We start from the raw sequence: 19,286 nt of genomic DNA, 5'->3' as shown, positions 1-19,286 counted from the left end.
ACGGACCGGGCATGACACCCGGCCGCGTACGGCCCTTCTCGTGGCTGGTCTCACCTGCCGAGGCGGAGGCTCTTGAACCGGGTCGCCTGGGCGGCGATCGCCTTCTCCGTGGGGAGACGTTCCATGGACGAGGCCCCGAAGAAGCCGGCGATCCCGTCCGTGTGGTCGAGGACGAACTGCGCGTCGTCCGGTTCGGCGATGGGGCCGCCGTGGCACAGGACGATGATGCCCGGGTTCACCGCGACGGCGGCGTCGCGCATCTCCTGCACGGCGGCGGCGGCCTCGTCGAGCGTGAGGGCGGTCTCCGCGCCGATGCTGCCGCTCGTGGTCAGCCCGACGTGGGGCACGAGGACGTCGGCTCCGGCTTCGGCCATCGCCGCGGCCTGGCCGGCGTCGAAGACGTAGGGGGCGGTGAGCAGATCGCGGCGGCGCGCTTCGCGGATCATGTCCACCTCGAGCCCGTATCCCATCCCGGTCTCCTCGAGGTTCTGCCGGAACTTGCCGTCGTACAGGCCCACGGTGGGGAAGTTCTGCACGCCGGCGAAGCCCATCGCCTTCAGCTCGTCGAGGAAGGGACCCATGAGGCGGAAGGGGTCGGTGCCGCAGACCCCGGCCAGCACGGGGGTGTCGCGCACGACCGGGAGGACTTCCCTGGCCATGTCGACGACGATCGCGTTGGCGTCGCCGTACGGGAGCAATCCGGCGAGCGACCCCCGGCCGGCCATGCGGTAGCGGCCCGAGTTGTAGATGATCAGCAGGTCGACGCCGCCGGCCTCGGCGGCCTTGGCCGAAAGGCCGGTGCCGGCGCCCGCTCCGATGATGGGCCGGCCGGCCTCGGCGGCGGCGCGCAGGCGTTCGAGAGCTGTCTCGCGGTTCATGTCAATCTCCAGTCCGGCGTGCGCTGATGAGACGGTGCAGGGCTTCGGCCGCGGCACGGCCGAAGCCGGGATCGTTGATCGCGGCGTCCACGTCGTGGACGGGGACGCCGGTGTCCTTCAGGGCGTCCCGCAGCGCGCTGAAGCAGGCGGCGTCGGCGTCGGGGTCGGCGAAGGGCCCGCCTTCGACGTCGATCCCGGAGACGCCCTTCGTCGGCAGGTAGACCTCCACGGGCCCGGTGGCGCGGCTGAGCTTGCCGCCGATCCTGGCCCCCAGCGCCGCCATCTCCTCGCGGGTCGTCCGCATGAGGGTGACCGTGGGGTTGTGCACCAGGAACTTCCGGTCCGCGAACCTGTCCGGGACCGTGTCCCGGGGCCCGAAGTTGACCATGTCGAGCGCACCGACGCTGACCACCTGCGGGATGCCGGCCCGCCCGGCCGCCTCCAGCCGGTCGGGGCCGGCGGTGAGGACCCCGCCGACGAGGTCGTCGGCCAGCTCGGTGGTGGTCAGGTCGAGGACGCCGTCGAGCATGCCGGAGGCGGCGAGGGCCTCCATGGCCCGCCCGCCGGACCCCGTGGCGTGGAAGACCAGCACCTCGTAGCCGAGGCCGGTCAGGTGGTCGCGGGCCTCGTCGACGGCGGGCGTGGTGAGCCCGAACATCGTGGCCCCGATCAGCTTCCGCTCGTCGCCGCTCTCCGTGCCGCTCTCCGTGCCGCTCTTCGTGCCGCTCTTCGTGCCGGTCTCCTCGCGGGCCCTCGCGTGCCGCAGGGCCATGCCGGCCACTGCGGCGGCGGCGTTGCCGAGAACCGCCCGCGAGAGCCGGTTGATGCCGGAGATGTCCACGACGGAGTACATGAGGGTGACGTCGGCGTCCCCGACGTAGGGGCGGACATCGCCCGAGGCCATGGTCGAGACCAGCAGCTTGGGCACGCCGACGGGAAGGGACTGAAGCGCGCGGGCGGCGACGGACGAGCCGCCGGAGCCGCCGATCGCGAGCAGGCCGTCGAGGCGTCCCTCGTCGAACAGCCGCCGGACGATCACGGCGGCGCCGGTCCCCATCGCGTCCATCGCGGCGCCGCGGTCGCGGGCGTCACGGAGCCGGTCGAGCTCGGCGCCCGCCGCCCGGGCCACCTCGTCCGCGCCGATGTCGGCGAGTTCCGCCCCGTGGGCGAAGGTGCCGACGTTGACCAGGATCACGTCGCAGCCCGCCTCGCGCAGCCGGTCGCGGACCCAGCGGTACTCCTCGGCCTTGGTGTCCAGTGTTCCCAGCAGCACTACCGTCGCCACCGCGACCTCCTGTCGTCGTCGACCTGCGCGTACGGTCGACGATGTCCGGCCGTGGCCGGATCGGCCAGGCCAATCACGCAGAATTGGTCTACTCGTACACAGTCGGGGGTGGGTGGGATGGCACGCGCGGAACACGTCGACAGCGCCGCGCTGGCCCGCCTGATCGGCGGGTGGCGGGCGGAGGACGTGCCGCTGCCGCACGCGCTCGCCGACGCGCTGCACGAGCTGATCGCCGGGAACGTGCTGGTCGAGGGCGCCGCGCTGCCGCCGCAACGCGCGCTGGCCGCCGCGCTCGGAGTGTCCCGCTCGACCGTCGCCGAGGCGTACGCGGAGCTGGCCGCGCGGGGGCGGCTGACGTCCCGGCAGGGGTCCGGGTCGCGCGTGCGGCGCGGCCGGGGTGCGCGTGCGAGTGCGGGAGGGGATCATGTGGTCGAGGGACGGCTGGCGTCCTTCGGCCGCGCCCGCCGCCTCGTCGAGCTGGACCTGTCCAGCGGTGCCCTGCCCGCCCTGTCGCTGGTGCGGGACGCCGTGTCGGCGGTCGACCTGCGCGAGCTCGACGTCTATCTCGCCGATGACGGCTACTACGCCGCGGGGCTGCCCCGTCTCCGCACGGTCGTGGCCGAGCAGTACTCCACGCAGGGGCTGCCGACGGAGCCGGATCAGATCCTCGTCACATCCGGCTCCCAGCAGGCCGTCTGGCTGTGCGCGTCGTCCCTGGTCGCGCCGGGAGACGAGGTCCTGGTCGAGGAGCCGGGATACCGGGGTGCGATCGAGGCGTTCCGTACGGCCGGGGCGCGGCTGACGGGGGTGCCCGTACGGGAGGACGGCCTCGACCTCGATCACCTCGACCGGGTCGCCCATCGGGCCGCCCTGCTCTACTGCCAGCCCGCGGCGCACAACCCCACGGGGATCAGCCTGCCGGCGGCCGGGCGGGAACGGCTCAGCGGGATCGCCGGCAGGCACGGCGTGCTGACGATCGAGGACCGGTCCTGCGCCGACCTCGTCCTGGACGACCGCGGGGTGCGGCCGCCGCTGCCCGAACCCGCGAACCCCGGCCTGGTGATCCGGATCGGCACCGCCTCCAAACTGCTCTGGGGCGGGTTGCGGGTCGGGTGGATCCGCGCGGAACGTCCGGTGATCACGCGGTTGACGCAGGCCAAGGCGGCGCTGGACCTGGCCGCTCCGGTGATCGACCAGATGGTGACCGCCGAGCTCCTGACGCGGGCGGACCTGGCCCGGCGGGAGCGCACCCGGCGGCTGCGGGCCCATCTCGCCGACGCGGCGGCGGTCCTGGCCGGACTCCGCCCGGAGTGGCGGTGGACGCCGCCGCACGGCGGCACGGCGCTGTGGGTCGACACCGGAACCGACGCCGTCGCCCTGGCCGGACGCGCCCGCGAAAAAGGCGTGCTGGTCACCGCAGGCCCGGCCTTCTCCCCGGCGAACGCGCAGCGTTCCCGGCTCCGGCTGCCGTTCTGGCGGCCGGTGGACCAGTTCGCGCAGGCGGTCGAGCTGCTCGGATGACGGGTGCCGCCGGGGGCGACGGCGGCGGAGGGTCGCCCCGCGCCGCAGAACGACGGTCGCGCGTCCCGGTGACCGGGAGTCCCGGCGTGCCGCGCCCGGCCTTTACTCACAATTTCCGCCACGGACTGATGCCGGCTCGCGGTGCATCCCGGCCTGTGAAGGGGAGCTGATAGGCATGTCGACAGATCCGAGGCTCGCGGCGGCGGCGGTGCCGGCCGGGCTCACCGGCCCCGGAGGGGCGTTCGAGCTCGCGGAGGAGGAGGTCCTCGGCACGCGCATGACGGTCTTCAAGAACCGGTGCCGCAACCTCGGCGAGGTGCTCACCGCCTCCGCCGCGTACGGCGACCGCGACTACATCGTGACGGCGGACGAGCGGCTGAGCTTCGCCGGGCACGCGCGCCGGGTGGCCGCGCTCGCCGCCGCGCTGCGCGAGGAGCACGGCGTGCGCCCCGGCGACCGGGTCGCGATCAACGCCGCCAACCACCCGGGCTGGATCGTCTCGTTCTGGGCGGCGGTGGCCGCCGGAGCGATCGCGGTCGCGTACAACGCCTGGTGGTCACGCGGGGAGGTCGAGTACGCCCTCGGCCACACCGAGCCGAAGGTGCTGATCGCCGATGCCAAGCGGGCCGCGCTCGCCCCGGCGGGGACGACGGTCCTGACCATGGAGGAGGACCTCCCACGGCTGGTCGAGCGGTACGCGGGCGCTCCGCTGTCCCCGCACGCCGCCGCCGAGGACGACCCCGCGGTCATCATCTACACGAGCGGCACCTCGGGCCGTCCCAAGGGCGCGGTCCACACGCACCGCAACCTCACGTCGGTCGTCGAGTACCACCGGATGAACGACGCGCTCGGCCAGGCGTTCGGCGACCCCACGGACCCCGCGGACCGGCGCTACCTGCTGGCGCTGCCGTTGTTCCACATCGCGAGCCTGCACAACCTCGCGGTGCCCCGCCTCGCGACCGGCAGCGCCGTCGTGATGCACCTGGGTTCGTTCGACGTCGACCGGGTGCTGCGGCTCATCGAGCGGGAGCGTGTCACCAACTGGGGCGCGGTGCCGACGATGGCCAACCGGCTGATCGAGCACGGCGACCTGTCGGGCTACGACCTGTCGTCGCTGACCGCCTTCGCGCTGGCCTCGGCGCCGTCCTCCCCCGCGTTCAAGGAGCGGCTGCGCCAGGCGTTCCCGGTCGCCCGGCAGTCCCTGGTGGACAGCTACGGCCTGACCGAGTCGTCCACCGCGATCGCGGTCGCCACCCCGATGGACCTGCGGGAGGCGCCCGGCACGCTGGGCCGGCCGATCGCGACCGTGCGGCTGGAGATCCGCGACCCCGAGGGCAAGGCGCTGCCGGAGGGCGAGGAGGGCGAGGTCTGCGTCCGCAGCCCGTTCAACATGCTCGGCTACTGGCGTGATCCCGAGGCGACCGCGCAGGCCATCCGGGAGGACCGGTGGCTGCACACCGGCGACATCGGCGTGATCGAGGACGGGCGGCTGCGCCTGAGCACCCGCCGCTCCGATCTGATCATCCGGGGCGGGGAGAACGTCTACCCCGCCGAGATCGAGAACGCGCTGGCCGAGCACCCGGCGGTGGTGGAGTGCGTCGTGCTCGGCGCCCCGCACCTCGACCTCGGCCAGGAGGTCGTGGCCGTGGTCGTCACGGCGGCCGGGCAGGACGTGGGCGAGGACGACCTGCGGGCGTATCTGCGGGACCGGCTCGCCTACTTCAAGGTGCCGTCGCGGTGGCGGATCACGACCGAGGCGCTGCCCCGCAACGCCACCGGCAAGGTGCTCCGCCAGGCGGTCAAGCGCGAGCTCGGCATCGCCGACACCTGAGCCGTGAGGCGGGCGCGCTCCGGCCCGGCGGCGGACGCGCCACCGGGCCGGGCTGTCACCTCAGCGGGGTCACCGCATGACGAAGCGCTGGGCGGCGGTGCCGTTGCAGTCGTAGATCTGCAGGCGGGTGCCGTTGCCGGTCGCGCCGCCGGGCGAGTCGACGCACCGGCCCGACTGGGGATTGCGGATCGACCCGTCGGACTGCCGCACCCAGTTCTGCGCGCCGGTGTTGTTGCAGTCGTAGAGCTGCAACGGGGTGCCGTTGGCGGTGCCGCCGGACTGCACGTCGAGGCAGCGGCCGAGGGTGCGCAGCGTCTGCCCGCTCCAGGTCCAGAACTGGTCCTTGGCGTAGGACTGGCAGTCCCACAGCTGCACCGCCGTGCCGTTGCCGCCCGTGTCGTCGCCCGCCACGTCGACGCACTTGCCGCCGGGGCCGATGATGTTCGCGCCGCCCGGGCCGCCCGTGCCCCCGCCGGTGCCGAAGCTCCCGATCGTCATGCCGGCCGACGACGGGTTCGGCTGGTCGATCGTCGGGGCGAACCCGCCGACGTCGTCGTAGGAGAAGCCGTAGGCCAGGCCGTTCAGCGAGTTGGCGTGGATCGTCTTGCTGAACAGGTTCGACGCGGACTGCCCGTAGAACCTCGTCGCGTCCGTCGTCGGCTGGGTGTCGTACATGACCCGGCCGGCCGTCGAGAGCGTCGCGCGGTTGAGCGCGGCGCACACCCGCGCGCCGACCGCCAGGATGGCCGCCTGGTCGGGCTGGTTCGGCGGTTGCATGCCGCCGGAGCACGCGAAGACGTCGCTCGTGGCCGGTCTGGTGAGCGTGCCGATGACGGCGCCGGACGCGTTCCTGAACGTCCAGTTCGTGCCGCTGGTCGTGCCGGTGAAGGTGCCCAGCGACGTCTGCACGGTCAGCGGGTGCGTGGCGTAGTACGACCACACGCCGTTCACGTAGGAGTCGAGGTACGTCGAGGGGAACAGGCCCTTGGCGATGGCGTGCACGGGCGCGAGCACGCGCAGCGGAAGGCCGTCGGACGACCTCGTCGTCGTCAGGGCCGACCACGGCGACCCCAGACCGGCGAACGCGCCGAGTATGCCGGCGCGGTTGCCGGCGATGCCCTGCGTCTGGGTGGCGCCCGAGGCGTCGGTGACGCTGACCGTCACCGGGATGCTGAACATGTCGACCGTGGTCGAGTTGATGAAGATGCCCGTGCCGCCGTTGCTCGTCCGGGCGAACTCCGTCCAGTCGTAGAGGATGCCGGCGTTCGGGTCGCTGTCGACCCAGGGCGCGGGCTCGACCAGTCCGTTCGTGGTGAGGAAGAACCGCAGCTTCGCGCCCATGGCCACATAGACGCGGCCGCCCGACAGGTTCGGCGGCAGCGTGATGGTCGTGCCGGCGCCGTTGCCAGGCCCGGGGATCGAGATGTCCGGCGCGGGGACCGGCCCGTTGGGGATCGACGAGGGGAAGGAGTACGCGCGCCACGTGCCCGAGGCGTCCACGTATCCCTGCTGGCCGGTGACCGAGTTGCGGGCGACGACGTAGACGTACGTCGCGTCGCTCCGGCCGGAGTTGTTGGTGATCGTGAATGGCAACCGCGTGACGGCGGCGTCCGCCGCCCGCTGCCCGGCGGCGAGGACCACCGCCTGGGTCAGCAGGACGACGGCGAGCAGAGCCCGCCGCCATCGCCGTAAGGACATGTGCATCTCTCGGCTCCTCTGGGGGGTTCGGAGACAAGCCTTGAGAGCGCTCTCAGGAAAGTAACTTTACTGTTAACTGACCGCTCGTCAATACTTTCTGACGCCTATCTGACGCCAGGAGGAGCCGAAGCCGTGCGAGAGAGCGTTTCCCGACGAGGGGCGGTCAGCGGGGCCGGTCGAGCTGCTTGTCGATGAACAGGCCCTCGGCGCTGACGCACACCTGCCCGCCCGCGCTGATCGACCCCGTGGTGTGGATCTTGCGCCCGTCCACGGAGGTCTGCCGTCCGGTCACGGTCAGCGGCTCGAACAGCGGGGTGACCCGGTGGTAGCGCAGCGTCAGCGTGCCCGTCATCCCCGAGGTCCCCGCCCAGGCGTTCGCGACGCCCAGCGTGTGGTCGAGCAGCAGCGCCGACACGCCGCCGTGCACGCAGCCGGGAGGTCCCTGGTACGCCATGCCCAGCACGACCGTGCCCTCGATGGAGCCGTCGTCCTTGCCGTACAGGCGCAGCGGCGGGGCGATCGCGTTCTCCGGTCCCGTCACCGGGTCGTGCCGGGTCACGCCCTCCCCCCGCCACATGTCGACCATGCGCTCGCCCACCGTGGGGGCGTGCGCCTGCAGGTGGTCGGCCACGGCGTTCAGCTGCTCGGCGACCTGGGTCATCTCGACCGCCGACATGTCACCGGAGTGCAGCAGCGCGTCGATCACGCGGCGGGCCGCGGCGACCGCCGCGTCCACGCCCTCGTTGTTCGGGGTCGCCGTCAGCTCGGTCCGGTCGATCCGCGTCTCCGTCATGAAGTCTCCGCTGTCGCGTGGGTGAGCACGGCCGCGTCGCCGCGCTCCGGGCAGGTGGACCGGAACACCAGCCGGTCGCCCTCACGCCACACGCTGGTCCTGATCGTCTCACCGGGGAACAGCACCCCGGCGAAGCGTACCGACAGCCCGGTCAGCCCGGTCACCTCGCCCCCGAGTACGCCGTCCACGATCGCCTTGGCCACGACGCCGTACGACGCGAGGCCGTGCAGGATCGGTCGGTCGAAGCCGGCCGCCCGCGCGAACCCGGGATCGGCGTGCAGCGGGTTGAGGTCGCCGTTGAGCCGGTACAGCAGCGCCTGCCCGGGGGTGGTCGGCGAGTCGAGCACGAAGTCGGGCGCGCGGTCCGGCTCCGACCAGGGGGTCTCCGGCCCCGGCTCGCCGCCGAAGCCGCCCTCGCCACGCGCCCAGATCCGCATGGTCGTGGTCCACAGCGGGACGCCCTCGCCGTCCGTCGCGGACTGCTCCATCTCGATCACCGCGGCCTTGCCCTTGTCCCAGACGTTCGCGACGCGGGAGGACACGACGGCCCGCCCGGCGGCGGGCAGCGGCCGGTGCACGGTGAGCGCCTGCCCCGCGTGCAGGATCCGGCGCAGGTCGATGTCGATGCCGGGCATGCTCATCGCCGTCGGCGGCCGGTCGCCGGAGGAGACGCCCTGCCCGGCGACCATGGCGAAGGTGGGCAGCACGCGCAGCCCGCGCTCGTAGGTGTAGGACAGCTCGGGGTCGGAGGCGGCGTCCGCCCCCGCGCCCAGGCTGAGGTGGTAGAGCAGCACGTCCCTGCCGGTCCAGGCGATCTCCCGGGTCGCCGGCGGCGCCCCCAGCGCCTTGTCGACGTCGATCGGCATGGCTCAGTCCTCCTCGTCGTCTCGGCGGCCTTCGGCAGGGCCGCGTGCGCATATGCCGGCGCCCGCGGCGAACGCCCTGCTCATGCCCGCACCTCCGGGTCGCGGGGCAGGCCGAGCAGGCGCTCCCCGATGATGTTGAGCTGCACGTCGGTGGTGCCTCCGGCGATGGACATGCAGCGGGAGCTGAGGAAGCGCAGCGTGGGGTCGGACCACCGGTCCATGCCCTCGCCGGTCAGCGACTCCGGGCCGACCCAGTCCATCGCGGTCTCCCAGACCTCCTGGACGTGCTCGACCCCGATCAGCTTGGCGACGCTGGACTCCGCGCCGGGCTGCTGCCCCGTCAGCGACCGCAGCGTGGTCCGCAGCGCGAACAGTGCGCCGGACTGGGCGTCGCAGAGGATGCCGCCGAGCCGGGTCAGCCGCTCGTCGTCCATCTCACCCGGGCGTGCCGCGGCGAGGTCGAGCAGCGCCTCGCCGCCGCTGCCGAGCGAGGAGTCGTGCGACAGCGACACCCGCTCGTTGGCCAGCGTCGTACGGGCCAGCTTCCAGCCGTCCCCGGGCCGGGCGACGAGCATCTCGTCGGGGACGAACACGTCGTCGAGGAAGACCTCGTTGAACAGCGCCTCGCCGGTCAGCTCGCGCAGCGGCCGGATGTCGATGCCGGGACTGGACATGTCGAGCAGGAAGTACGACAGGCCCTTGTGCTTGGGGGCGTCCGGGTCGGTGCGGGCGAGCAGGATGCCCCACTGCGCCTCGCGGGCCATCGACGTCCAGACCTTCTGGCCGCTGATCTTCCAGCCGCCCTCGACCTTCTCGGCCCGGGTGCTCAGCGCGGCGAGGTCGGAGCCCGCGCCGGGCTCGCTGAACAGCTGGCACCACACCAGGTCGCCGCGCAGCGTCTGGGGCAGGAACCGGCCCTGCTGCTCGGGGCCGCCGTGCGCGATCAGGGTCGGCACCACCCAGGCGCCGATCACCATGTCGGCGGCGCGGAGCCCGCCGGCTCGCATCTCCTCGGCGATGACGAGCTGCGTGACCGCGTCGGCGCCCTTGCCCCAGGGTGCGGGCAGGTGCGGCGCGGTGTAGCCGTACTCGGCCAGGTACCGCAGCCGGTCCCGGCCGTCGAGGTCGAGCGCGGGCCGCAGCTCCGCGCGCACCTCCGCGCGGATCCGCCCGGCCTCCGGCGGCAGCTCGACGCCGAGCTCGCGGCGCACGCCTTCGAGGGTGAGCCGGGCCACCCTGCGGCGCCACCACGAGGTGGAGCCCAAAGTGATGCGGAGCGTCTGCGCCCGGCGCAGGTACAGGCCGGCGTCGTGCTCCCAGGTGAAGCCGATGCCGCCCAGTGTCTGGATGCAGTCCTTGGTGACGGAGAAGGCCGCCTCCGGGCTGGTCGCCCCGGCCACCGCCGCCGCGAGCGCCGCCTCGCCGTGAGCGCCGGCCTCGTCGAGGGCCCGCGCCGCGTCCCAGGCGCACACCCTGGCCTGCTCGGCCCGGGTCAGCATGCGGGCACAGCGGTGCTTGACGCCCTGGAACTGGCCGATCGGACGGCCGAACTGGTGGCGCACCTTGGCGTACTCGGCGGCGGTGGCGGTCGCCCAGTCGGCCAGGCCGGACGCCTCGGCCGCGAACAGCGCGGCGGCCAGGTCGAGCACCACGCCGTCGGCGAGGCCGTCCAGCACGTCGGCGGCGGGAACGGCGACTCCGTCCGCCCGGACCCGCGACGGGCGGCGGGTCAGGTCGTGGCCGGGCAGGTCCTCGGTCGTCACGGCCGCGCGCGGCAGCACGACCCAGGCCGTGCCGGTCCCGTCGGCCGCGGGCAGCACGAACACGTCGGCGACGTGGCCGCCGAGGACCGGCTCGGACACGCCGGAGACCGTGGCGCTTCCGTCCGCGCCGCGGGTGAGCGTGAGCCCGCCCGGCCGCAGGCCGACCGCGCCGACCGTCGTGCCGTTCGCCAGACCTTCCAGCACGGCGCCGTGCCCGGCGCGGTGCAGCACCGCGCCGGCGAGAGCCGTGGGCAGGAACGGTCCCGGGACCATCGCCCGGCCCAGCTCCTCCAGCACGACGGCGAGTTCGAGCAGCCCGGAGCCCGCGCCGCCCGCCTCCTCGGGCAGGTGCAGCCCGAGGAGGCCCTGCTCGGCCAGCAGCGGCCAGAACTTCGGCAGCTCCTCGTGCTCGGCGTCCACCGCCTGCCGCACCACGGCCGGCGTCACGTGCCGGGACGCGAAGGCGCGTACGGCGTCGCGCAGGTCGCGCTGCTCGTCGGTCAGTCCGATCGACATGTGATTCAGATCCGTTCGATGATCGTGGCCGTGGCGTGGGCACCGCCCGCGCACATGGTGACGAGGGCGGTCGAGCCTCCGGTGCGCTCCAGTTCGCACAGCGCCTGGGTGATCAGGCGGGAGCCGGTCGAGCCGACCGCGTGCCCGAGCGCGATCGCGCCGCCGTTCACGTTGACCTTGTCCATGTCGGCGTCGAGCACCCGCGCCCAGGAGAGCACGACCGAGGCGAACGCCTCGTTGATCTCGACGAGGTCGACGTCGGACAGCTTCATGCCCGCCTTGTCCAGCACGTGCCGGGTCGCGTCGATCGGCCCGTCGAGGTGGTAGTAGGGGTCGGAGCCGACCATGCCGGAGGCGACGATGCGCGCCCGCGGCCGCAGACCGAGATCGCGCGCCCGGTCCGCGCTCATCAGCAGCACGCCGGCCGCGCCGTCGCTGATCTGCGAGGAGTTGCCCGCGGTGTGGATGCCGCCCGGCATCACCGGCTGCAACCTCCCCAGCGCCTCCATGCTGGTGTCGCGCAACCCCTGGTCCCTGCTGACGACGGCGGTCTCCCCCGTCGGTCCCCCGGGTCCCATCACCGGCGCCTCGACCTCGAGGACCTGGCCGTCGAACCTGCTTTCCGCCCACGCCCGCGCGGCGCGCCGCTGGGAACGCAGGCCGAGCGCGTCGGCGTCCGCACGGGTGATGCCGCGCCGCTGCGCGATCCGCTCGGCCGCGGTGAACTGGTCGGGCATGTCCAGGGACCAGGACGCCGGGAACGGGCTGCCGGCGTCCGGGGTGACCGCGGCGCCGAGGAAGACCCGGCTCATCGACTCGACCCCGCAGCCGATGCCGATGTCGATCGCGCCGGCCGCGATCAGCCCGGCGACCAGGTGAACGGCCTGCTGGCCTGAGCCGCAGGCGCAGTCGATCGACGTGCAGGCCGTGGTGTACGGCAGGCCCGCGTGCAGCCAGGCCTGGCGGGTGACGTTGTTGGCCTGCTCCCCGGCCTGGGTGACGCAGCCGCCGATGACCTGCGCGACCGCGTCGGCGGCGAGGCCGTTGCGCTCGATCAGGGCCCGGTGCACCGCGCCGAGCAGCTCGGCCGGGTGCAGCCCGGCCAGTACGCCGTAGCGCTTGCCGACCGGTGTGCGCACCGCGTCGACGATGACGGCCCCAGTGACGGTCTCAGCCATCGTTCCTCCTGGTTTGCGTTGACAGAACGTTCCTGGCCCACCGGTAGTCCGCCTTGCCGCTGGGCGAGCGCTCGACGGTGTCGGCGACGACGATCGAGGCGGGCACCTTGTAGCCCGCGATCTGGGCGCGGCAGTGCGCGCGCAGTTCCTCCGCGCCGGCCGCCGCGCCCGGGCGCAGCTCCACCACGGCGGCGACCCGCTCGCCGAACCGCTCGTCGGGCACGCCCGCGACCAGCGCGTCCATGACCGCCGGGTGGGACTTCAGCGCCTGCTCGACCTCCTCGGGGAAGACCTTCTCCCCGCCGGTGTTGATGCAGCCCGAGCCACGGCCGAGCAGCACGATCGTGCCGTCCTCCTCGACCCGGGCCATGTCGCCGAGCACCGCCCAGCGGACCCCGTCGACGACCGGGAACGTCGTCGCGCTCTTGTCCGGGTCGTTGTGGTAACGCAGCGGGACGTGCCCGGTCCGCGCGACGTACCCCAGCCGGCCGGAGCCGGGCTCGATCGGCCGGAAGTCCTCGTCGACCACCTTGATCCGGGGGCCGGCGGCCAGCCGCATCAGCCCGTCGGGGCCGATCCCGATCGTGCCGTCCACGCCGGACTCCGACGAGCCGAAGCCGTCGTTGACGTAGAGGCCGGGGATCAGCGACGCGGCCTCCTCGCGCACGCTGCGCGACAGCAGCGCCCCGCCCGAGCCGAGCACCTTCATCGAGCTCAGGTCGTAGCCCGCGCCGTGCTCGCGGATCGCGTCGAGCAGCGGGCGGGCGATGGCGTCGCCGACCACGGTGACGATCACGGCGTGCTCGCGTTCGATCAGCCGCAGCGTCTCGACCGGGTCGAACCGCCGCAGCAGGACCGTCGTCGAGCCGGCCAGCAGCGCGCTCAACAGCGTGTAGGCGGCCGCTCCGTGCATGAGCGGAGCGGTGAGCAGGTAGACGACGGGCGTGCCCGCCGCCGCGGCCGCGGCCAGCTCCTCCGCCGTCCCGTACGGCGGGCCGTAGTGGTTGCCGCCCTTGAGCGCGGCGAAGTAGAAGTCCTCGTGCCGCCACACGACGCCCTTGGGCATCCCGGTCGTCCCGCCCGTGTAGAGCACGTAGTGGTCGTCGGGGCCGCGCTCGGCGGCCATCGGGACGGTGGCGGGCCGGGCGGCGAGCGCCTTCTCGTAGTCCACGGCCTCGACCCCGGCCGGCCAGCCGGGCGCCTGCGTGCCGTCGTCCACGACCACCACGTGGCGCAGCTTCGGGCACCGGTCCGCGAGGGCGGCGGCGGACGGGGCGAACTCACCGCCGATGACGAGGGCGACCAGGCCGGCGTCCTCGTAGATGTAGTGCAGCTCCCGGTCGGTGTACCGGTAGTTGATGTTGATCGGGACGGCCCTGATCTTCAGACAGGCGAGCAGGGCCTCGACGAACTCCACCCCGTTGAGCATGTGCACGCCCACGTGCTCGCCCGGCCGCACACCGGCCGCGCGCAGGTGGCCGGCCAGGGCGTCCGCCCGGGCGTCGAGCTCCGCGAAGCTCAGCCGCCGGGTGCCGCAGACCAGTGCGAGGCGTTCGGGGACCGCCGCGGCGACGGCCTCGAACAGCGATGCCACGTTCAGGCTCATGGGGTGAGGCTAGAAATCATTTCTGTTTCGGGCAACGGCTCAGTCCCGCTCAGTGGTGCCGCCGATCGCTCGCCACACCGCACGGACCCATCCTTGTGTCACCGAGTGGGACACCCGTGGCTGGGAGAGCCAGCGGGAAAAACTAGAATACATACTAGTTTTGACTGTGATCATCAAACGGGCAGGAGTGCGCAGATGAGCTCGAACACGAGCCTGGAGGGCAAGACCGCCGTCGTCACCGGCGCCGGGGCGGGCCTGGGCCGCAGCGAGGCCCTCGCCCTCGCGGAACGCGGCGCGAACGTCGTCGTCAACGACGTCGGCCCGGCGGCCGGGGACGTCGCCGCCGAGATCAGGGCGCTCGGCCGCGAGGCCGTCGCGGTGACCGGCGACATCGGCGACTGGTCCATGGGCGATCGCCTCGTCGAGGCCGCCGTGGAGTCCTTCGGCGGCCTCGACATCGTGGTGAACAACGCCGGCGTGCTGCGCGACAAGATGCTGTTCAACCTGACCGAGTCCGACTGGGACGACGTCATCCGCGTCCACCTCAAGGGGCACGCCGGGCTGTCGCGGGCCGCGGCCGTCCACTGGCGGGCGGCGAGCAAGGCCGCGGGCGGCCCGGTCTACGCCCGCGTGATCAACACCTCGTCCGAGGCGTTCCTGTTCGGGTCGGCCGGCCAGCCGAACTACTCCGCCGCCAAGGCCGGCATCGTCGCGCTCACCCTGTCGACCGCCCAGGGCCTGTCCCGGTACGGCGTGCGGGCCAACGCGATCTGCCCCCGGGCCCGTACGGGCATGACGGCCGGCGTGTTCGGCGACGGCGGTGAGGCCGGCGGGCTGGACGTGCTCGCTCCCGAGCGGGTGGCCACGTTCGTCAGCTACCTCGCCTCCCCCGCCTCCGAGGAGATCAACGGCCAGGTGTTCGTCGTGTACGGCGACATGGTGGCCCTCATGGCGGCCCCGACCGTGGAGCGCAAGTTCACCGCAGCCGACGGCGTGTTCTCCGTCGAGGAGCTGGACGCGCAGGTCGGCCCGCACTTCAGCGGGCGCGACCCGTACCGGACCTACGCGGCCTACTCGGTCGCGCAGCTCGACACCACCGGCGTGCAGAACGTCGCGCGCGCGAAGTGAGGAACGCGGGGCCGCGCGCCGTCGCCCGCTCAGACGGGAGCCGGCGTGCGCGGCCGGGCCGGCCGCACGACCGTACGCGCTGAAGCGGCCACGGCCGCGGCGAGAACGGGCAGACCGGTGACCAGGGCGGCGCCCCGGCAGCAAGGCGAGGAAGGGTCCGAGGCCGAGGAGGAGCAGGGCGCCGCCCGTGATGGCCACCAGCAGGGTCATGGCCGAGCCGAAGCCGTCGTAGTGCACGTCCTCGTGCGTGGACCAGGCGGCGACGACCGGGGAGCCGCGCGTGCGCCGTCAGTACACGTCGGGGCCGCGCAGGGTGGCCTCGGCGCCGCCGTCCACGAAGACGATCTGCCCGGCCATGTGGGAGTTGTCCGGGCTCACCAGCCAGCGCAGGGCGCCGGCGACGACCTCGGGCTCGGCGTAGCCGTTCAGCGGCATCGGCACCGCCCGGTCCATGACCTCGCGCATCGTCTCGTCCTCGAACAGCGGAGCCGACATCGGGGTCAGCACGACGCCCGGCGCCACCGCGTTGAGGGGGATGCCGCAGCCGGCCCACTCGGGCGACACCGCCCGGGCGCGCAGCCAGCGGGCCAGGGCCGACTTCGAGGACGGGTAGAGCAGCCGCCCCTGGCCGCGCTCGACCGCCCGCTCCGCCAGCGCGACCGCCCGCGGTTCGTCGCCGTCGAGGCAGGCGCGGACCACCTCGGGATCGGCGGGCTGGGTGGCGGAGATCGAGGCCACCGCGGCGGCGCGGGGCCGCTCCGCGCGGGCGAGCGCCGGGCGCAGGCCCTCCAGGATCGCGGTCACGCCGAAGAAGTTGACGGTGACCGTGCCCACGGCGACTCCCGAGAGACCGGCGCAGGCCACGACGGCGTCCAGCGCGCCGCCCGCCCGATCCAGCACCTCCCGCACCGCGCGGGCGCGGCCTTCGGGGGCGGACAGGTCGGCGCACACCTCGGCGTCCTGCAAGTCGACGCCGATCACCTCGTCGCCCCGCTCCCGCAGCGACGCGGCCAGCGCCCTGCCGATGCCCGAGGCCGACCCGGTCACCGCGATCGTCCGTGTCACGTCGTCACTCCTTGTCGAAGGGGGCGCGTCAGGTTCCGGAGCCGCCGTCGACCCGGAGGTTCGCGCCCGTGAGGTATCCGCCGTCCGAGGAGGCCGCGAACGCGATCGCGGCCGCGATCTGCTCGGGGGCGGCGCTGCCGAGCAGCGAGCGGATCCGCCCGAAGTACCGCAGGTCCGCGCCCTCGGGAAACTCGATGTCGCGCGTCAGCGGGGTCGCCACCGTGCCCGGGGAGATCGGCACCACGCGGATGCCGCGCCCCACGACCTCGGCGGCCAGGCTCAGCGAGAAGGCCAGCACGGCGCCCTTCGACGCGGCGTACGCCGTCATGTACGGGTTGCCCTGGGTGGCCGCGATCGACGCGACGTTCACGATGACGCCGGTCCGGTCGGGCAGGTGACGCAGCGCCTCCCGGCAGAACAGCGCGGTGCCGACGAGGTTGACCGAGAACAGCAGGTTCAGGTCGGCCACGGTCAGCGACTCGATCGGCGTCGTCCGCTGGATCCCCGCGACGTTGACGAGCACGTCGATGCCGCCGAGCCCGGCCGCCGCCGCGTCCACGGCCGTCACCACGGCGGCCTCCTCGGTCACGTCGGCCACGTGCGGGACGTACCGGCCGGAACCTTCGATCAGCGAGCCGGTCTCCGCCAGCCCCGCGGCCGCGCGGTCCACCGCGAAAAGGTCGGCTCCCTCGGCGGCGAGCCTGATCGCGGTGGCCCGCCCGATCCCCGAGCCGGCGCCCGTGAGCAGGACCTTCACCCCGTCGAAGCGGTTCATACGCGCACGCTAACGGCGCTCGGCGGGAGCGGCCCGGGCCGCGTCCCGGTCAGCGGGAGACGGGACCGGAGGGCGCGTTCGACCGGGGCGCGAGCAGCAGCCGGCAGGCGATCCGGATGTCGCTTTCGGTGTCGGGGATCGACGCCCGGCCGTTCAGGCTCGATTGGAGCACGCCGTACCAGCACTGCATCAGCAGCCGGATCAGCGTGACGTCCATGACGGTGGGCTCGGCGATGCCGAGCGTCCGCAGGACGATCTGCCGGAACGTCAGGTCGATCCGGCCCGCGTCGGCCACCGCGGCGGCGTTGGCGGAGTTCGCCGACTGCAGCATCGCGGTGGCGAGCGCGGGGCGGCGCAGCAGCTGCCTGCTGGCGAGCACGAGCACCTCGCCGACGGCGTCCTCCGGCGTCATCCCGGGCTTGGGCTGCTGGACGCTCTCGCCGAACCTGTCGACCTGCTCGGCCATCACCGCGGTGAACAGGTGGGTCTTCGAGGGGAAGTACCGGTACAGCGTGGCGATCGCGACCCCGGCCTCCTTGGCCACCTCGTGCATCTGGACCCGTTCGAGTCCCTTCTCGGCGCCCATCCGGGCGGCGGCGCGCAGGATGCGCAGATGACGGGCGCGCTGCTCGGGCGAGCTCGGCTCGGCCGGCGCCCTGACCTCGGCGATCCTCGGCACGTCTCCCCCTGACCGTTCGTGTGTCGCAACGACGATACACAGCGCTGCTCGCATCCCCGCCACTGGTCCATACCACTCAGTGGGACGAACGGGCCGGTCACGCGGCCGCTGCGCTTGCCTTTACCCACCACGATCGGCGACGACAGGAGGATCGGCATGCCGGGCGCACCCACACCAGCCTGGGACGACGAGTACGACGTGGTGGTGGCCGGTTCCGGTGCGGGAGCCCTGACCGGCGCCCTGACGGCGGCGGCGGGCGGGCTGCGCACCGTGGTGCTGGAGAAGACGGCGCTGCTCGGCGGCACGTCCGCGTACTCGGGCGCGGCCGTCTGGCTGCCCGGCACGCAGGTGCAGCGCCGCGCCGGGATCGGCGACTCGACGGAGTCGGCCCGCGTCTACCTCACCGCCCTGCTGGGCGAGGCGGAGGCCGACCGGCGGGAGGCGTTCCTCGCGACCGCGCCCGAGGTGGCCGAGTTCCTGGAGCGCGACCCGGCGATCGAGTTCGAGTCGCGCGCCTTCCCCGACTACTTCCCCGCCCCCGGACGGCTCGACGCGGGGCGGTCGTTCGTGCCGCTGGACCTGCCGGCCGAGCGGCTCGGCGATCTCGCCGCGCTGGTGCGGCCTCCGGTGGACCGCGACCGCGACGGCCGCGGCCACGGCGAGGGCCCGCTGTCGGCCGGGCGGGCGTTGATCGGGCGGCTGCTGCTGGCCTTCGTGAACACCGGCAACGGCGCCGTGCGCACCGGCGCCGCCCTCACCCGGCTCGTCGTGGAGGACGGCCGGGTGACCGGCGTGGAGGCCGCGACCGCCACGGGCGCCGTACGGCTGCGCGCCCGCGAAGGCGTGCTGCTCGCGGCCGGCGGGTTCGAGGGCGACGCGAAGATGCGGGCGGCCCACGGCGTCCCCGGAACGGCCGAGTGGTCGATGGCCCCGGCGGGCGCGAACACCGGTGACCCGATCCGGGCCGCCGCCGCGATCGGCGCGGCCACCGGCCTGATGGGCGAGGCGTGGTGGTGCCCGGGCGTGGCGCTGCCGGACGGCCGGGCCGCCTTCACGCTGGGCTTCCACGGCGGGCTCATGGTCGACGCGTCCGGCCGCCGCTTCGCCAACGAGTCGCTGCCGTACGACCGGATGGGCCGCGAGATGATCGCCGAGCCCGGCCGCATGCCCGCCCACCTGATCTTCGACTCCCGGTTCGGCGGGCGGCTCCCGGCGATCTCACTGCCGGGACGCCGCGCCGAGGAGCACCTGGAGGCCGGCACCTGGGTGCGCGCCGGCACCCTGGAGGAGCTGGCGGAGCTCATCGGCGTGCCGCGCGAGGCGCTGCGGCACACCGTCGAGCGGTTCAACGGCTTCGCCGCGACCGGCGTGGACGAGGACTTCCACCGCGGCGAGGACCCCTACGACCGGTTCTTCGCCGGGCAGTCCGAGGCGCCGAACCCCTGCCTGGTCCCGCTGGACACCCCGCCCTACTACGCCGCCCGGGTGGTGCTCAGCGACCTCGGCACCAAGGGCGGCCTGCGCACCGACCCCGACGGACGGGTGCTCACCGGGGACGGACGGCCGATCCCCGGCCTGTACGCCGCGGGCAACACCAGCGCCTCGTTCTCCGGGCGCCGCTACCCCGGCCCCGGTGTCCCGATCGGTTCGGCCATGGTCTTCGCCTACCGGGCCGTCAAGGACATGGCACGTTGAAAGGATCAC

The 19,286-nt window shown here is 73.6% G+C and carries 15 protein-coding genes; 4 read left to right on the top strand and 11 right to left on the bottom strand.

Features of this window, described 5'->3' with window-relative positions; genetic code table 11:
• Positions 1-50: 50 nt before the first annotated feature.
• Complete coding sequence (locus AAH991_RS23280) at positions 51-878, bottom strand: phosphoenolpyruvate hydrolase family protein (RefSeq protein WP_346228012.1); 828 nt, start codon at positions 876-878, stop codon at positions 51-53.
• 1 nt (position 879) lies between these two features.
• On the bottom strand, positions 880-2,163 hold the full coding sequence (locus AAH991_RS23275) for a Tm-1-like ATP-binding domain-containing protein (protein WP_346228011.1): 1,284 nt from the start codon (positions 2,161-2,163) through the stop codon (positions 880-882).
• A 117-nt stretch (positions 2,164-2,280) separates the two neighbouring features.
• Between AAH991_RS23275 and AAH991_RS23270 the strand changes: the two genes are divergently transcribed.
• A complete protein-coding gene (locus AAH991_RS23270) occupies positions 2,281-3,684 on the top strand; it encodes an aminotransferase-like domain-containing protein (protein ID WP_346228010.1) in 1,404 nt (467 codons plus the stop codon).
• A 175-nt stretch (positions 3,685-3,859) separates the two neighbouring features.
• Positions 3,860-5,515: a steroid-24-oyl-CoA synthetase gene (gene casG, locus AAH991_RS23265; RefSeq protein WP_346228009.1), complete on the top strand. Its 1,656-nt coding sequence runs from the start codon at positions 3,860-3,862 to the stop codon at positions 5,513-5,515.
• A 69-nt stretch (positions 5,516-5,584) separates the two neighbouring features.
• Here the strand turns inward: casG and AAH991_RS23260 are convergent, their stop codons facing one another.
• The 6 genes from AAH991_RS23260 to AAH991_RS23235 form a co-directional block, all read right to left on the bottom strand.
• Positions 5,585-7,219, bottom strand: a complete 1,635-nt coding sequence (locus AAH991_RS23260) for a beta-1,3-glucanase family protein (protein WP_346228008.1) — start codon at positions 7,217-7,219, stop codon at positions 5,585-5,587.
• 157 nt (positions 7,220-7,376) lie between these two features.
• The gene (locus AAH991_RS23255; RefSeq protein WP_346228007.1) at positions 7,377-8,006 is read right to left on the bottom strand and encodes a PaaI family thioesterase; all 630 of its coding nucleotides are present in this window, start codon (positions 8,004-8,006) and stop codon (positions 7,377-7,379) included.
• A complete protein-coding gene (locus AAH991_RS23250) occupies positions 8,003-8,872 on the bottom strand; it encodes a MaoC/PaaZ C-terminal domain-containing protein (protein ID WP_346228006.1) in 870 nt (289 codons plus the stop codon). Before AAH991_RS23250 ends, AAH991_RS23255 begins: the two co-directional genes overlap by 4 nt.
• 80 nt (positions 8,873-8,952) lie before the next feature.
• On the bottom strand, positions 8,953-11,151 hold the full coding sequence (locus AAH991_RS23245) for an acyl-CoA dehydrogenase family protein (protein WP_346228005.1): 2,199 nt from the start codon (positions 11,149-11,151) through the stop codon (positions 8,953-8,955).
• Positions 11,152-11,156: 5 nt separating this feature from the next.
• Positions 11,157-12,329 (bottom strand): steroid 3-ketoacyl-CoA thiolase, encoded by a 1,173-nt coding sequence (locus AAH991_RS23240; protein WP_346228004.1) that lies wholly within the window; start codon positions 12,327-12,329, stop codon positions 11,157-11,159.
• Positions 12,322-13,935: an acyl-CoA synthetase gene (locus AAH991_RS23235; RefSeq protein ID WP_346228003.1), complete on the bottom strand. Its 1,614-nt coding sequence runs from the start codon at positions 13,933-13,935 to the stop codon at positions 12,322-12,324. The genes AAH991_RS23240 and AAH991_RS23235 overlap by 8 nt, the downstream gene beginning before the upstream one ends.
• 195 nt (positions 13,936-14,130) lie before the next feature.
• Between AAH991_RS23235 and AAH991_RS23230 the strand changes: the two genes are divergently transcribed.
• Complete coding sequence (locus AAH991_RS23230; protein ID WP_346228002.1) at positions 14,131-15,063, top strand: 3-oxoacyl-ACP reductase; 933 nt, start codon at positions 14,131-14,133, stop codon at positions 15,061-15,063.
• 288 nt (positions 15,064-15,351) lie between these two features.
• On the opposite strand, the gene AAH991_RS23225 is transcribed toward AAH991_RS23230, so the two are convergent.
• Genes AAH991_RS23225 through AAH991_RS23215 form a run of 3 tightly spaced genes read right to left on the bottom strand, consistent with a single transcriptional unit; the run spans position 15,352 to position 17,582 of the window.
• The gene (locus AAH991_RS23225) at positions 15,352-16,128 is read right to left on the bottom strand and encodes an SDR family oxidoreductase (protein WP_346228001.1); all 777 of its coding nucleotides are present in this window, start codon (positions 16,126-16,128) and stop codon (positions 15,352-15,354) included.
• 28 nt (positions 16,129-16,156) lie between these two features.
• The gene (locus AAH991_RS23220) at positions 16,157-16,903 is read right to left on the bottom strand and encodes an SDR family NAD(P)-dependent oxidoreductase (protein ID WP_346228000.1); all 747 of its coding nucleotides are present in this window, start codon (positions 16,901-16,903) and stop codon (positions 16,157-16,159) included.
• Positions 16,904-16,952: 49 nt separating this feature from the next.
• Positions 16,953-17,582, bottom strand: coding sequence for a TetR/AcrR family transcriptional regulator (locus AAH991_RS23215; protein WP_346227999.1), 630 nt, complete (start codon positions 17,580-17,582; stop codon positions 16,953-16,955).
• A gap of 156 nt (positions 17,583-17,738) precedes the next feature.
• Here AAH991_RS23215 and AAH991_RS23210 point away from each other — a divergent pair, with 156 nt between their 5' ends.
• A complete protein-coding gene (locus AAH991_RS23210; RefSeq protein WP_346227998.1) occupies positions 17,739-19,277 on the top strand; it encodes an FAD-binding protein in 1,539 nt (512 codons plus the stop codon).
• Positions 19,278-19,286 lie beyond the last annotated feature (9 nt).

The organism is Microbispora sp. ZYX-F-249, assembly GCF_039649665.1.
Classification (GTDB): domain Bacteria; phylum Actinomycetota; class Actinomycetes; order Streptosporangiales; family Streptosporangiaceae; genus Microbispora; species Microbispora maris.
Note: the sequence above shows the minus strand (reverse complement) of the source record. Positions and strands in the feature narration are given on the sequence as shown.